Origin of the sequence: Microcella sp. (assembly GCF_046296455.1) — a bacterium.
In the GTDB taxonomy this organism is placed as follows: Bacteria; Actinomycetota; Actinomycetes; order Actinomycetales; family Microbacteriaceae; genus Microcella.
Genome location: NZ_JBKBLF010000004.1, coordinates 54,126 through 66,827 on the forward strand (window position 1 = coordinate 54,126; position 12,702 = coordinate 66,827).

The 12,702-nt window shown below is 68.9% G+C and carries 15 protein-coding genes; 9 read left to right on the forward strand and 6 right to left on the reverse strand.

Annotation, left to right across the window (positions count from 1 at the left end; translation table 11 throughout):
* The first annotated feature begins 65 nt into the window (after positions 1-65).
* The 5 genes from sufB to ACK4HH_RS03360 are packed head-to-tail and all read left to right on the forward strand — an operon-like array spanning position 66 to position 4,140.
* Positions 66-1,484: a Fe-S cluster assembly protein SufB gene (sufB, locus tag ACK4HH_RS03340; RefSeq protein ID WP_409648264.1), complete on the forward strand. Its 1,419-nt coding sequence runs from the start codon at positions 66-68 to the stop codon at positions 1,482-1,484.
* Positions 1,485-2,684: a Fe-S cluster assembly protein SufD gene (gene sufD, locus ACK4HH_RS03345; protein WP_409648266.1), complete on the forward strand. Its 1,200-nt coding sequence runs from the start codon at positions 1,485-1,487 to the stop codon at positions 2,682-2,684.
* A 1-nt stretch (position 2,685) separates the two neighbouring features.
* Positions 2,686-3,027: a non-heme iron oxygenase ferredoxin subunit gene (locus tag ACK4HH_RS03350; protein WP_409648267.1), complete on the forward strand. Its 342-nt coding sequence runs from the start codon at positions 2,686-2,688 to the stop codon at positions 3,025-3,027.
* Between the two features lie 14 nt (positions 3,028-3,041).
* Positions 3,042-3,806 (forward strand): Fe-S cluster assembly ATPase SufC, encoded by a 765-nt coding sequence (sufC, locus tag ACK4HH_RS03355; RefSeq protein ID WP_409648269.1) that lies wholly within the window; start codon positions 3,042-3,044, stop codon positions 3,804-3,806.
* A gap of 4 nt (positions 3,807-3,810) precedes the next feature.
* Complete coding sequence (locus tag ACK4HH_RS03360; RefSeq protein ID WP_409648271.1) at positions 3,811-4,140, forward strand: metal-sulfur cluster assembly factor; 330 nt, start codon at positions 3,811-3,813, stop codon at positions 4,138-4,140.
* Positions 4,141-4,254: 114 nt separating this feature from the next.
* Here ACK4HH_RS03360 and ACK4HH_RS03365 read toward each other — a convergent pair whose 3' ends face one another.
* Positions 4,255-4,881 (reverse strand): biotin transporter BioY, encoded by a 627-nt coding sequence (locus ACK4HH_RS03365; protein WP_409648273.1) that lies wholly within the window; start codon positions 4,879-4,881, stop codon positions 4,255-4,257.
* A 106-nt stretch (positions 4,882-4,987) separates the two neighbouring features.
* Here ACK4HH_RS03365 and ACK4HH_RS03370 point away from each other — a divergent pair, with 106 nt between their 5' ends.
* The gene (locus ACK4HH_RS03370; protein WP_409648274.1) at positions 4,988-6,586 is read left to right on the forward strand and encodes an ABC-F family ATP-binding cassette domain-containing protein; all 1,599 of its coding nucleotides are present in this window, start codon (positions 4,988-4,990) and stop codon (positions 6,584-6,586) included.
* Here ACK4HH_RS03370 and ACK4HH_RS03375 read toward each other — a convergent pair.
* Genes ACK4HH_RS03375 through ACK4HH_RS03385 form a run of 3 tightly spaced genes read right to left on the reverse strand, consistent with a single transcriptional unit; the run spans position 6,559 to position 7,967 of the window.
* A complete protein-coding gene (locus ACK4HH_RS03375) occupies positions 6,559-7,428 on the reverse strand; it encodes an SURF1 family protein (RefSeq protein ID WP_409648276.1) in 870 nt (289 codons plus the stop codon). The genes ACK4HH_RS03370 and ACK4HH_RS03375 overlap by 28 nt on opposite strands.
* A gap of 6 nt (positions 7,429-7,434) precedes the next feature.
* Entirely contained in the window at positions 7,435-7,677 is a 243-nt protein-coding gene (locus ACK4HH_RS03380) for a hypothetical protein (protein WP_409648277.1), read from the reverse strand.
* A complete protein-coding gene (locus ACK4HH_RS03385; protein WP_409648278.1) occupies positions 7,674-7,967 on the reverse strand; it encodes a DUF3099 domain-containing protein in 294 nt (97 codons plus the stop codon). The genes ACK4HH_RS03380 and ACK4HH_RS03385 overlap by 4 nt, the downstream gene beginning before the upstream one ends.
* 43 nt (positions 7,968-8,010) lie before the next feature.
* On the opposite strand from ACK4HH_RS03385, the gene fabG reads away from it, so the two are divergent.
* Positions 8,011-8,721, forward strand: coding sequence for a 3-oxoacyl-ACP reductase FabG (fabG, locus tag ACK4HH_RS03390; RefSeq protein ID WP_409648279.1), 711 nt, complete (start codon positions 8,011-8,013; stop codon positions 8,719-8,721).
* On the opposite strand, the gene serB is transcribed toward fabG, so the two are convergent.
* Both serB and ACK4HH_RS03400 read right to left on the reverse strand, forming a co-directional pair.
* A complete protein-coding gene (gene serB, locus ACK4HH_RS03395; protein ID WP_409648281.1) occupies positions 8,718-9,356 on the reverse strand; it encodes a phosphoserine phosphatase SerB in 639 nt (212 codons plus the stop codon). The genes fabG and serB overlap by 4 nt on opposite strands.
* Before the next feature lie 43 nt (positions 9,357-9,399).
* The gene (locus ACK4HH_RS03400; protein WP_409648283.1) at positions 9,400-10,635 is read right to left on the reverse strand and encodes a glucose-1-phosphate adenylyltransferase; all 1,236 of its coding nucleotides are present in this window, start codon (positions 10,633-10,635) and stop codon (positions 9,400-9,402) included.
* Between the two features lie 63 nt (positions 10,636-10,698).
* Here ACK4HH_RS03400 and glgA point away from each other — a divergent pair, with 63 nt between their 5' ends.
* Both glgA and ACK4HH_RS03410 read left to right on the forward strand, forming a co-directional pair.
* Entirely contained in the window at positions 10,699-11,880 is a 1,182-nt protein-coding gene (gene glgA / locus ACK4HH_RS03405) for a glycogen synthase (protein ID WP_409648285.1), read from the forward strand.
* 12 nt (positions 11,881-11,892) lie between these two features.
* Positions 11,893-12,675 (forward strand): ABC transporter ATP-binding protein, encoded by a 783-nt coding sequence (locus ACK4HH_RS03410; protein ID WP_409648286.1) that lies wholly within the window; start codon positions 11,893-11,895, stop codon positions 12,673-12,675.
* The last annotated feature ends 27 nt before the right edge of the window (positions 12,676-12,702 follow it).

Sequence of the window (12,702 nt, forward strand, 5' to 3'; positions counted from 1 at the left end):
ACAGGATGTCCTGGAATGTCCCCGTCCCGACCACGGTTGGGTTCGGTAGAGAGAAGAGGAAACGCATGTCTGACGTGCTCATCGACCGACCGGAGCTCGAAGGCCTCGGCCAGTACGAGTTCGGCTGGAGCGACTCCGACACCGCCGGTGCAACCGCGCGCCGCGGCATCGACGACAGCGTCGTGCGCAACATCTCGACCCTCAAAGACGAACCGCAGTGGATGCTCGACCTGCGCCTGAAGGGCCTCAAGCTCTTCGGCCAGAAGCCCATGCCGCTGTGGGGCGCCGACCTGTCGGGCATCGACTTCGACAACATCAAGTACTTCGTGCGCTCCACCGAGAAGCAGGCCACCACGTGGGAGGAGCTGCCGGAGGAGATCAAGAACACCTACGAGAAGCTCGGAATCCCTGAGGCCGAGCGTCAGCGCCTCGTCGCGGGCGTCGCCGCGCAGTACGAGTCGGAGGTGGTCTACCACCAGATTCGCGAAGACCTCGAGGCCCAGGGTGTCATCTTCATGGACACCGACACGGCGCTGCGCGAGCATCCCGAATTCTTCACCGAGTACTTCGGCACCGTGATCCCGGCCGGCGACAACAAGTTCGCCGCCCTCAACACGGCCGTGTGGTCGGGCGGATCGTTCGTCTACGTGCCTCCGGGCGTGCACGTCGAGATCCCGCTGCAGGCCTACTTCCGCATCAACACCGAGAACATGGGCCAGTTCGAGCGAACGCTCATCATCGCCGACGAGGGCTCGTACGTGCACTACATCGAGGGCTGCACCGCGCCGATCTACAAGAGCGATTCGCTGCACTCGGCCGTGGTCGAGATCATCGTGAAGAAGAACGCGCGCGTTCGCTACACGACCATTCAGAACTGGTCGAGCAACGTCTACAACCTCGTCACCAAGCGTGCGGTCGCGCACGAGGGCGCCACCATGGAGTGGATCGACGGCAACATCGGCTCAAAGGTGACGATGAAGTACCCGTCGATCTTCCTCATGGGCGAGCACGCCAAGGGCGAGACGCTCTCGGTGGCCTTCGCGGGCCCCGGGCAGCACCAGGACGCGGGCGCGAAGATGATCCACATGGCGCCGTACACGACGTCGTCGATCGTATCGAAATCGATCGCGCGCGGCGGCGGGCGGGCCGGCTACCGCGGTGAAGTGCGCGTCGATGCGAACGCGCACCACTCGGCTAACACCGTGCGCTGCGACGCCCTGCTCGTCGACACCATCTCGCGCTCTGACACCTACCCGGCGATCGACATCCGCGTCGACGACGTGCAGCTCGGCCACGAGGCGACGGTGTCGCGCGTGAGCGAAGAGCAGCTGTTCTACCTGCAGTCGCGCGGGCTCCCCGAAGACGAAGCCATGGCCATGATCGTGCGCGGGTTCATCGAGCCCATCGCGCGCGAACTGCCCATGGAGTACGCACTCGAGCTGAACAAGCTCATCGAGATGAGCATGGAAGGCAGCGTCGGCTAGATGAGTTCCGCCCCCGCCGGCAGTGTCTCGACACTGCATGAGCCCACGACCGAGACCCAGCAGCACCCGCACGGCCCGGGATCTCCCGTGCCCGTGCAGACCCGCAACGAGCGCTTCGCCTCCGCCGCCCACGACGACTTCCCGGTCGTCACGGGTCGCGAGCTCGAGTGGAAGCTGACGCCGGTCGACAAGATCCGCGACCTCATCGACGGTCAGCTCGACGGCTCGGCCTTCCCGGCCGAGGTCTCGAGCGCGACCGGCGTGACGGCCGAGTGGGTCGCGATGGACGACGCTCGTGTCGGGTCGGCCGGTCTCGCCGAGGAGCGCGCCGCGGCCAACGCCTGGTCGACCGCGCAGAAGGCACTCTCGGTCACCCTCACGAGCGAGGAGCCCGTTGCGGTGACGATCGACCGCACGGGTGCCGATCGCGCACCGCGGGCCGCGCACACCGTCATCACGGCGATGCCCAACGCTCGCGGCATCGTCGTGATCGACAACCGCGGAAGCGCGCGCCTCACCGAGAATGTCGAGATCGTGGCCGGAGCAGGCAGCGACCTGACGGTCGTCAGCCTGCAGGAGTGGGACGCCGAGTCGGTGCACCTCTCGAGCCAGTTCGCCCGCGTCGACAAAGATGCCCGGCTCAAGCACGTCGTCGTCTCGCTCGGCGGCGCGATCGTGCGCGTGAACCCCTCGGTGCACCTCGCCGGATCGGGTGCCGACGGCCAGCTGCTCGGTCTCTACTTCGCCGACGCCGGCCAGCACCTCGAGCAGCGCGTCTACGTGCACCACATCGCCCCTCAGACGATCAGTCGCGTCACCTACAAGGGCGCCCTCAACGGCACCGGAGCGCGCACGGTCTGGGTGGGCGACGTGCTCATCGGCCGCGACGCCACGGGCACCGACTCGTACGAGCAGAACCGCAACCTCGTGCTGAGCGACGGCACGCGCGCCGACTCCATCCCCAACCTCGAGATCGAGACGGGCGACATCGCCGGGGCGGGCCACGCGAGTGCGACGGGCCGGTTCGACGACGAGCAGCTCTTCTACCTGCGCTCGCGGGGCATCGACGAGCAGGAGGCGCGCCGGCTCGTCGTGCTCGGCTTTCTTCTCGAGGTCGTGCAGAAGATCGGCGCACCCGAGCTCGAGCAGCGGCTCATCGCTGCGATCGAGACCGAGCTCGACGCTGTGGCGGTGGTGTGAGATGACCGCGACCCGCGTCTGCGCTCTCGATGAGCTCAGCCCCGCCTCGGCCAAGAAGGTCGTCGTCGACGGCACACCCGTCGCCGTCGTCATGGACTCGTCCGGCGCCGTGCACGCGCTCGGAGACACCTGCACCCACGGCGAGATCTCGCTCAGCGAGGGCTTCGTCGAAGACGATGCCATCGAGTGCTGGGCCCACGGCTCGAAGTTCGCCCTCGATACCGGCAAGCCCCGCAACTTCCCGGCCTACGAGCCGGTTCCCGTCTACGCCGTGACGATCGAGGGCACCGACGTGCTCGTCGACGTCTCCCAGAACATCGCCGACCCGGCGACCGCCTCCTAAGGAAGAACCGCACAATGGCCACTCTTGAGATCCGCGACCTCCACGTCAGCATCGAGACCGATCAGGGCGCCAAGCAGATCCTGCGCGGCGTCAACCTCACCATCAACTCGGGCGAGACGCACGCCATCATGGGGCCTAACGGCTCGGGCAAGTCGACGCTCGCGTACACGATCGCCGGGCATCCCCGGTACACCGTCGATAGCGGCTCGATCACGCTCGACGGCGCCGACGTGCTCGCGATGAGCATCGACGAGCGCGCTCGCGCCGGGCTGTTCCTCGCGATGCAGTACCCCGTCGAGATCCCGGGCGTCACCGTCTCGAACTTCCTGCGCACCGCCAAGACCGCGCTCGACGGCGAGGCGCCCGCGCTGCGATCGTGGATCAAAGACCTGCGCGGCTCGATGGAGGCCCTGCGCATGGACTCGTCGTTCGCCGAGCGCAACGTCAACGAGGGCTTCTCGGGCGGCGAGAAGAAGCGCCACGAGATCGTGCAGCTCGAGCTGCTCAAGCCCAGCATCGCGGTGCTCGACGAGACCGACTCGGGTCTCGACGTCGATGCGCTCAAGATCGTGTCGGAGGGTGTCAACCGCGTGAAGGAGAACACCGGCCTCGGTGTGCTGCTCATCACGCACTACACGCGCATTCTGCGGTACATCACGCCCGACTTCGTGCACGTCTTCGTCGACGGCCGCGTTGCCGAAGAAGGAGGCCCCGAGCTGGCGGAACGCCTCGAGAACGAGGGCTACGACCGCTACCTGACCGGCTCGACCGTAGGCTAGTCGCATGCCCACCGCACTCGAACCGAAGCTCTTCGACCAGGTCGAGGAGGGTCTGAAAGACGTCGTCGACCCCGAGCTCGGCGTCAACATCGTCGACCTGGGACTCGTCTACGACCTCGCGTGGGACGAGGAGAGCGATGCCCTCATCATCTCGATGACGCTGACCTCAGCCGGGTGCCCGCTGACCGACGTCATCGAAGGGTCGATCGCGAACGCGCTCGACGGGATCGTCGCGCAGTTTCGCATCAACTGGGTCTGGATGCCGCCGTGGGGCCCCGAGCGCATCACCGACGACGGCCGCGACATGATGAGAGCTCTGGGCTTCAGTATCTGAGAGCCCAGTGGGCTCTCAGTGCCCAGCGCTCCGCCGAGAGGCGGCTGGGTTTCTCGATCTGAGCCACGACGAAGGGCCCCCGCCAACCGGCAGGGGCCCTTCGTCGTTCGAGCGCTACTTGCCGCGCTGCGAGCGCTCAGCGGCGGCCCACAGGGCGGGCAGCAGTGCGGCCGCGATCGCCGCCTTGATGAGCCCGCCGATGATGAAGGGGTAGAAGCCGGCGATCAGCACCGACTGCAGGTCGTTGGGCAGACCGAGCTGCCCGAGCGAGACGGCCAGCCACGGCAGGCCGATCGCGAAGACGACGAGCGAGCCGCCGATGAAGGTGATGATCGGCTTGTACCACCCGCGATCCCACGAGCGCTCGGCAGCCCAACCCACGATCGCGGCCGAGGCGATGAAGCCGATGATGTAGCCGAAGCTGGGTGCGCTCAACGCGGCGATACCCGTGAGGTGCGAGCCGTCTTCTTGCGGAGCGAAGATCGGCAGGCCGACGAGGCCGAGCACGGCGTAGAGACCGAGCGACGACGCGCCGCGCACGGCGCCCAGCCCGGCACCGACGAGCAGCACGGCGAGGGTCTGGCCGGTGACCGGCACAGGCCACAGCGGTATAGAGACCTGCGCGAGCACGGCGACGAGCGCGGTGCCGGCGACGACGAGGGCGATGTCGCTGGCCCAGCTACGCGTGACGACGCGATCGACGAGCGTGGGGCGGACGAGGGGAGTGGCGGCGATCGACACGAGGGGTTCCTCACGAGACGTCGGGTGCGGGGGACAGGGTTAGACTATCGGGCTGGCCCCCCGTCGTCGGGCTGGTCGAAACCCACCAAAGAAACGGACGTTCGCTGTGCTCGCTGTGCAAGACCTCGAGATTCGCGTCGGGGCGCGCCTGCTCATGGAGAACGTGACCTTTCGCGTCGACAAAGGCGACAAGGTCGGACTCGTCGGCCGCAATGGCGCGGGGAAGACGACGATGACGCGCGCGCTCGCGGGCGAGGGCGAGCCCACGGGCGGCACGATCACGCGCTCGGGCGAGATCGGATACCTGCCGCAAGACCCGCGGGCCGGCGACCCGGAGCAGCTGGCCCGAACCCGCATCCTCGACGCACGCGGTCTCGGCCAGATCGTGATCGACATGGAGCGCGCCTCGATCGAGATGGGCAGTGCCGACCCCGCCGTGGCCGAGAAGGCCATGGCGGCATACGGGCGGCTCACCGACCGGTTCCACGCCCTCGGCGGGTACGCCGCCGAGGCGGAGGCCGCCGCGATCGCGAGCAACCTCAGCCTTCCCGACCGCATCCTCAGCCAGCCGCTCAGCACGCTGTCCGGTGGCCAGCGGCGCCGCATCGAGCTGGCCCGCATCCTGTTCAGCGATGCCGAGACGATGATCCTCGACGAGCCGACCAACCACCTCGACGCCGACTCGGTCGTGTGGCTGCGCGAGTTTCTCAAGCAGTACCAGGGTGGGTTCATCGTCATCAGCCACGATGTGCAGCTGGTCGAAGAGACCGTGAACCGCGTGTTCTACCTCGACGCCAACCGCACCGTCATCGACATCTACAACATGGGCTGGAAGCACTATCTGCGCCAGCGCGAAGCCGACGAGGAGCGCCGCAAGAAAGAGCGCGTCAACGTCGAGAAGAAGGCCACCTCTCTGCAGCTGCAGGCCGCCCGGTTCGGTGCCAAGGCCTCGAAGGCCGCCGCGGCACACCAGATGGTCGCGCGCGCCGAGAAGATGCTCTCGGGCCTTGAAGAGGTGCGGGCTGTCGACCGGGTTGCGAAGCTGCGTTTTCCCGAACCCGCTCCCGTGGGCAAGACGCCGCTGCAGGCGCACAACCTGTCGAAGAGCTACGGCTCGCTCGAGATCTTCACGGCCGTCGACCTCGCGGTCGACCGCGGCTCGCGCGTCGTCATCCTGGGCCTCAACGGCGCGGGAAAGACGACCCTGCTGCGCATTCTGGCGGGCGTCGACGCCCCCGACACGGGCGTCATCGAGCCGGGCCACGGGCTGCGGGTCGGCTACTACGCCCAAGAGCACGAGACGCTCGACGTCAAGCGCTCGGTGCTCGAGAACATGATGAGTGCGAGCGAGGCGATCACCGAGCGCGAGGCGCGCAGCGTGCTGGGCTCGTTCCTGTTCATCGGGGACGACGTGCAGAAGCCCGCCGGGGTGCTCTCGGGTGGCGAGAAGACACGGCTATCGCTCGCCACGCTCGTGGTGTCGAAGGCCAACCTGCTGCTGCTCGACGAGCCCACCAACAACCTCGACCCGGCGAGCCGCGAAGAGATTCTCGGCGCGCTCGCGAACTACTCGGGGGCCGTGATCCTCGTCAGCCACGACGAGGGAGCCGTCGAAGCGCTCAACCCCGAGCGGGTGCTCATTATGCCCGACGGCGTCGAAGATCTCTGGACGGCGGACTACGCCGAACTGATCTCGCTGGCCTGACGGGCGACCGACTGGCGGTCGACGATCGCATCCTCGACCTCGTCGTCGCTCGGTCCTGACCGGCGGGGCCGTCGCGGGGGCGGGGGCGGCGCTTCGGCATCGGTGGCGCGCAGCCCGCGGTGCTCCTGCCGCAGCGCCCAGCCGTACCCGACGAAGCCCAGGAGCGCGAACAGGTACCACTGGAACGTGTAGCTCAGATGCGGACCCTCGTCGGCGACCGGGCGCAGCGCGGCGGCGGGGCGATCGGCGGGTGCCGGCGATTCGGTGTCCATGAGCCCGTACGCGCCCGTGATGACGCTTCCGCCCTCGACGAGCTCGACGATCTGCGGCAGGTTGATCGTGGCCACCTGCCAGTCGGGAGCCCCGCGTCCCGCGATCGTGGGCTCGCCGGGCTTGAGACGCACGAGCACCTCGACCGGGCCCGCCGGGGGAGGCGGCACGGAATCGGGCAGGTCTTGTGCATCGCCCGTCGGCACCCAGCCGCGGTCGACGATGAGCACCTCGCCCGTCTCGAGCAGCAGCGGGGTGAGCACGGCGAAGCCCGGGCGCCCGCCGAAGGGGCGGTTGCGCGCGAGCAGCTGCTCGTCGACGAGGTACTCGCCCTCGAGCACGACGGGGGTCCACTCTGCCGCAGGGTCGAGCGGCGCGCCCGCCGGCAGCACTTCGCGCAGGGCGACCGGGGCCGCATCCCAGTTCTGCGCCACGACGCGGATCTCGGCCACCGCCTCGAGTCGGCGCGCCCACTGCCACTGCGCCAGGCCGACGCAGACGATCGCGAACACGGTCGTGAACGCGAGCCAGCCGAGCCAGCGTCGCGTGAGGGCCAGCGAGAGGATGCTCACGACGAGCTATTCTCCCGGTTCGGGCACCCGCTCGACGACCACGCCCGCCGGCGTGATCGTGACGGGGAACCCCCGCGCGTCGACGTAGTCGTACAGGTAGTCGCGGTGCTCATCGCACGCGAGCCACACCTTGACCCGATCGGGCGAGTGGATGCGGGGGTTGCGCCAGTTGACGGCCCACGTCGCCGCCGCGCGGCAGCCGGCGCGCGAGCATCGCGTGCTCGAGATCGACCCGGGCAGGTCGATCACGCGCGGCCGCTCGAGAACGGGTCGTCGCGCAGCGGCAGCAGTGCTCCCGGCCGCTCGACGGCCGTGCGGCCCGTGTTGACGACGGTATTCGCGGCGATGACGGCGAAGTAGGGCAGCACGATGGCGCCGAGCGCGGGGATGAGCATCCACCAGCCGGGCGTCACGAAGCACGCCCCGATGCAGATCATGCGCACTCCCATGGCCGCCGCGTACTTGATCATGCGGGCGCGGCGCTCATCGTCTGGCGACGTCGGGAGGCTCGTGATGGCACTCGTCTGCGGCTTCGGCACACCGCGATGGTAGCCCGCGACGTTGCGCATATGCTGGGGAGCCATGACCCCCCAGCGCACTGTTCTCATCACCGGCGGCAATCGCGGCATCGGCTACTCGATCGCCGAGGAGTTCATCGCCCAGGGCCACCGCGTCGCCGTCACCGCCCGGTCGGGCTCGGGGCCCGCGGGTGCCCTCACCGTCATCGCCGACGTCACGGACGCGGCCTCGCTCGATACGGCCTTCACGACCGTCGAGGCCGAGCTCGGGCCCGTCGAGGTCGTCGTGGCGAACGCCGGCATCACGCGCGACACCCTGCTGCTGCGCATGTCGGAGGACGACTTCACCGACGTCATCGACACGAACCTCACCGGTGCGTTCCGCACCGTCAAGCGGGCATCGAAGGGGATGCTCAAGGCGCGGTTCGGCCGCATTATCCTCATCTCGAGCGTCGTCGGGCTGTACGGCTCAGCGGGGCAGGTCAACTACAGCGCCTCGAAGTCGGCGCTCGTCGGCATGGCCCGGTCGCTCACGCGCGAGCTCGGCGGCCGCGGCATCACCGCGAACGTCGTGGCACCCGGGTTCATCGAGACCGACATGACGGCGGCGCTGCCGGAGGACCAGCAGAAGGCCTACCAGCAGTCGATCCCGGCCGGGCGCTTCGCGACCCCGCTCGAGGTCGCTCGCGTGGTGACGTGGCTCGCGAGCGACGATGCCGCCTACATCAGCGGCGCGGTGATCCCGGTCGACGGCGGCCTCGGCATGGGGCACTAACTCCGCAGCCCCAGCACCGCCAGCACGGCCGAGAGATCACGGTCGGGCAGGCTCACGTGGGCGCGCTCGCGCACGACGGGCTTCGCGTCGAAAGCGATCGACAGGCCGGCCGCGGCCATCATCGCCAGATCGTTCGCGCCGTCGCCGACCGCGACCGTGCGATGCAGGGGCACGTCGAAACGCTGCGCCCACTCACGCAGGGCATCCGCCTTCGCCGCCGCATCGATGACGCGCCCGCTGGTCACCCCGGTGAATCGTCCGTCGGAGACCGCGAGCCGGTTCGCGCGGTGGGCGTCGAGGCCTAGATCGGCGGCGATGGGGTCAAGCAGCTCGTGGAACCCGCCCGAGACGACGGCGACGCGTCCGCCAGCGGCGTGGATGCCCGCCACGAGCTCGCGCGCGCCGCGCGTCAGCACGATCCGCGGGCCGACGCGGTGAACCGCCTCGGTGTCGAGTCCCGCGAGCGTGGCCACCCGCTCGGCCAGCGAGGCCGCGAAATCGAGTTCGCCCGCCATCGCACGCTCGGTGATCGCCGCGACACGCTCGCCCGAGCCCGCCTCGTCGGCGAGAAGCTCGATCGCCTCTTGCTCGATGAGGGTCGAGTCGGCGTCGAGCACGACGAGCACGAGGGCCATGGCGGTGGATGCTCCTGCGCGGCTCGGGGCGACCGCAGCCGCCCTACTCGATGCGGACGCCCTTGCCGGCGACCACGATTCCCGTCTCGGTGACCGTGAGGCCGCGAGCGCGGTCGGCGTCGTGATCGACCCCCACCTGTGCGCCGGGGGCCACGACGACCTCTTTGTCGAGAATAGCCCGCCGCACGACGGCGCCCGCGCCGATCGTGGTGCGCTCGAACACGACGGTGTCGGTGACCGTCGCCGACTCGATCGTGACCCAGGGGCCGAGCACGCTGCGCTCGATGTGCGAGCCCGAGATGACCGTGCCGAGCGACACGATCGAGTCGACCACGTTGCCCGTGACCCCGGCCGCGTCGCGCACGAACTTCGCGGGCGGCGAGTTGAGCTGCTGCGAGTAGATGGGCCACTCCGAGTTGTACAGGTTGAAGACGGGCAGCGCTGAGATGAGGTCTTGGTGGGCGTCGAAGAACGACTCGATCGTGCCCACGTCGCGCCAGTAGAAACGGTCGCGCTCGGTCGAGCCCGGCACCTCGTTGCGGTTGAGGTCGTAGACGAAGGCCTTGCCGTCGCGCACGAACGCCGGAACGATGTCGCCGCCCATGTCGTGCGTGCTCTCTGTGTCGTCACCATCGCGGGTGACCGCATCGACGAGCACATCGGCGTCGAACACGTAGTTGCCCATCGATGCGAGCACCTCGTGCGGAGCATCCGGTAGCCCCACGGCGTCGGTCGGTTTCTCGTGGAAGGCCGCGATGCGCTGCGGGTTCGCCGGGTCGGTCTCGATGACGCCGAACTGGTCGGCGAGCGCGATGGGCTGCCGGATTCCGGCGACCGTGACCCCCGCGCCGTTGGCGATGTGCGCGTCGATCATCTGCCGAAAATCCATGCGGTAGACGTGGTCGGCACCGACGACGACGACGATGTCGGGCTTCTCGTCGCGGATAAGGTTGAGGCTCTGCAGGATGGCATCGGCCGAGCCCGAGAACCAGCGCTTGCCGAGGCGCTGCTGCGCGGGCACCGAGGCGACGTAGGCGTTGAGCATGCCGCTCAGCCGCCAGGTCTGCGACACGTGCCGGTCGAGCGAGTGGCTCTTGTACTGCGTGAGCACGACGAGCTGCCGCAACCCCGAGTTGATGAGGTTCGAGAGCGCGAAGTCGATCAAACGGTACCCGCCGGCGAAGGGCACCGCGGGCTTGGCCCGGTCGACCGTGAGGGGCATGAGCCGCTTGCCCTCGCCGCCGGCGAGCACGATTCCGAAGATCTTGGGTGTCGACATGGCCCCACACTAGGCGAGCGGCGGGTGCCGTCATAGAGGCTCGCCTGTACTAGCGTCATGGCCATGCGCGTCGACGTGATCAGCCGTGAGTATCCGCCCGAGGTCTACGGGGGAGCAGGGGTGCATGTCGCCGAGCTCGTGCGCGCGCTGCGTCACGAGCACGACGTGCGCGTGCGGTGCTTCGGGGCCCCCCGCAACGAGGCCGACACCCACGCCTACCTCGTTCCCGGAACCCTGAGCTCGGCGAATCCCGCTCTCGCGACGCTCGGGGTCGACCTCGCGATCGCCGACGACGTCGACGGCGCCGACATCGTGCACTCGCACACCTGGTACGCGAATGCCGCTGGCCACCTGGCGCAGCTGCTGCACAGCATCCCGCACGTCGTGACCGCGCACAGCCTCGAGCCGCTGCGTCCGTGGAAGGCCGAGCAGCTCGGCGGCGGCTACCGCGTCTCGCGCTGGATCGAGAAGACCGCCTTCGAGTCGGCGGATGCCGTGATCGCTGTGAGCGACGGCATGCGTCGCGACATCCTGCGCTGCTATCCCGACATCGACGAATCCCGCGTGAGCGTGATCCACAACGGCATCGACCTCGAGCGCTGGCAGCGCACGATCGATCACGACGCTGTACGCGCGCTCGGCATCGACCCGGATCGCCCCTCGGTGGTCTTCGTCGGGCGCATCACGCGACAGAAGGGCCTGCCCTACCTGCTGCAGGCCGCGCGCCGGCTACCGCCTGAGGTGCAGCTCGTGCTGTGCGCGGGCGCTCCCGACACCCCCGAGATTCTGCGCGAGGTGCAGCACGGCGTGGCGGCGCTGCAGACGGAGCGCACGGGCGTGGTCTGGATCGAGCGCATGCTCTCGCCCCTCGAGCTCTCGGCCGTGCTCTCGGCCGCCACGACCTTCGTGTGCCCGAGCGTCTACGAGCCGCTCGGGATCGTCAACCTCGAGGCCATGGCCTGCGGTGTCGCCGTCGTCGGCACGCACACCGGCGGTATTCCCGAGGTGGTGGACGACGGGGTGACGGGCCGGCTCGTGCCGATCGACCAGGTGCACGACGGCTCGGGCACCCCGCTCGACCCCGAGCGCTTCATCGCCGATCTCGCCGCCATCCTCACCGAGGTCGTCACCGATCCCGACACCGCCCACGCTATGGGATCAGCGGGTCGCCAGCGCGCCGAGACCATGTTCTCGTGGGACAAAATCGCTGCACGCACGACCGAGCTGTACCGCGGCCTGCTCTAGGCTGGAAGCATCATGGCCAGCGTTCTCGAGTTCGACGATGTCTCTCTGACCCGCGATGGCTCGGCCATCCTCAGCCACGTCACCTGGCGCGTGAACGCCGATGAGCGGTGGGTCGTGCTGGGCCCGAACGGCGCAGGCAAGACGACCATGCTGCAGGTCGCGGCATCGCTCATGCACCCGAGCTCGGGCCGCGCCGTCGTGCTCGACGAGCAGCTCGGATCGACCGACGTCTTCGAGCTTCGACCCCGCATCGGCTTCGCGTCGACCGCTCTCGCACGCCGCATTCCCGCTAACGAGCGCGTACTCGACGTCGTCATGACCGCCTCGTACTCGGTGACCGGCCGGTGGAACGAGCAGTACGACGACGTGGATGTTCGGCGCGCCGAGCGCGTGCTGCGCGAGTGGCACCTCGACGGGTTCGCCGACCGGCTCTTCGGAACGCTGAGCGACGGCGAGCAGAAGCGCGTGCAGATCGCGCGGGCGATCATGACCGACCCTGAGCTGCTGCTACTCGACGAGCCGGCCGCGAGCCTCGATCTGGGTGCGCGCGAAGAGCTGCTGCAACTGCTCGGCGCCTACGCGAGCGAGCCGAGCTCGCCCGCCATGGTCATGGTGACCCACCACGTCGAAGAGATCCCGTCAGGGTTCACCCATGCGCTGCTGCTGCGCGGGGGCGAGATCGCCGCCGCTGGCCCGCTCGGCGAGGTCATCACGAGCGAGCACCTGACGGCGGCCTTCGGGCTCGGCCTCACGGTGTCGCGCGAGGGCGACCGCTTCGCGGCACGAGCTGCCTGAGCCGCCTGGTCGGCGTCGGCCTCTGCT

Bases quoted from the DNA above. Each gene is read 5' to 3' on its own strand.
- ACK4HH_RS03400 (WP_409648283.1), bottom strand. From the start codon at position 10,635: ATGTCGACACCCAAGATCTTCGGAATCGTGCTCGCCGGCGGCGAGGGC.
- sufC (WP_409648269.1), top strand. From the start codon at position 3,042: ATGGCCACTCTTGAGATCCGCGACCTCCACGTCAGCATCGAGACCGAT.
- ACK4HH_RS03350 (WP_409648267.1), top strand. From the start codon at position 2,686: ATGACCGCGACCCGCGTCTGCGCTCTCGATGAGCTCAGCCCCGCCTCG.
- ACK4HH_RS03360 (WP_409648271.1), top strand. From the start codon at position 3,811: ATGCCCACCGCACTCGAACCGAAGCTCTTCGACCAGGTCGAGGAGGGT.
- serB (WP_409648281.1), bottom strand. From the start codon at position 9,356: ATGGCCCTCGTGCTCGTCGTGCTCGACGCCGACTCGACCCTCATCGAG.
- ACK4HH_RS03410 (WP_409648286.1), top strand. From the start codon at position 11,893: ATGGCCAGCGTTCTCGAGTTCGACGATGTCTCTCTGACCCGCGATGGC.
- sufB (WP_409648264.1), top strand. From the start codon at position 66: ATGTCTGACGTGCTCATCGACCGACCGGAGCTCGAAGGCCTCGGCCAG.
- fabG (WP_409648279.1), top strand. From the start codon at position 8,011: ATGACCCCCCAGCGCACTGTTCTCATCACCGGCGGCAATCGCGGCATC.
- sufD (WP_409648266.1), top strand. From the start codon at position 1,485: ATGAGTTCCGCCCCCGCCGGCAGTGTCTCGACACTGCATGAGCCCACG.
- glgA (WP_409648285.1), top strand. From the start codon at position 10,699: ATGCGCGTCGACGTGATCAGCCGTGAGTATCCGCCCGAGGTCTACGGG.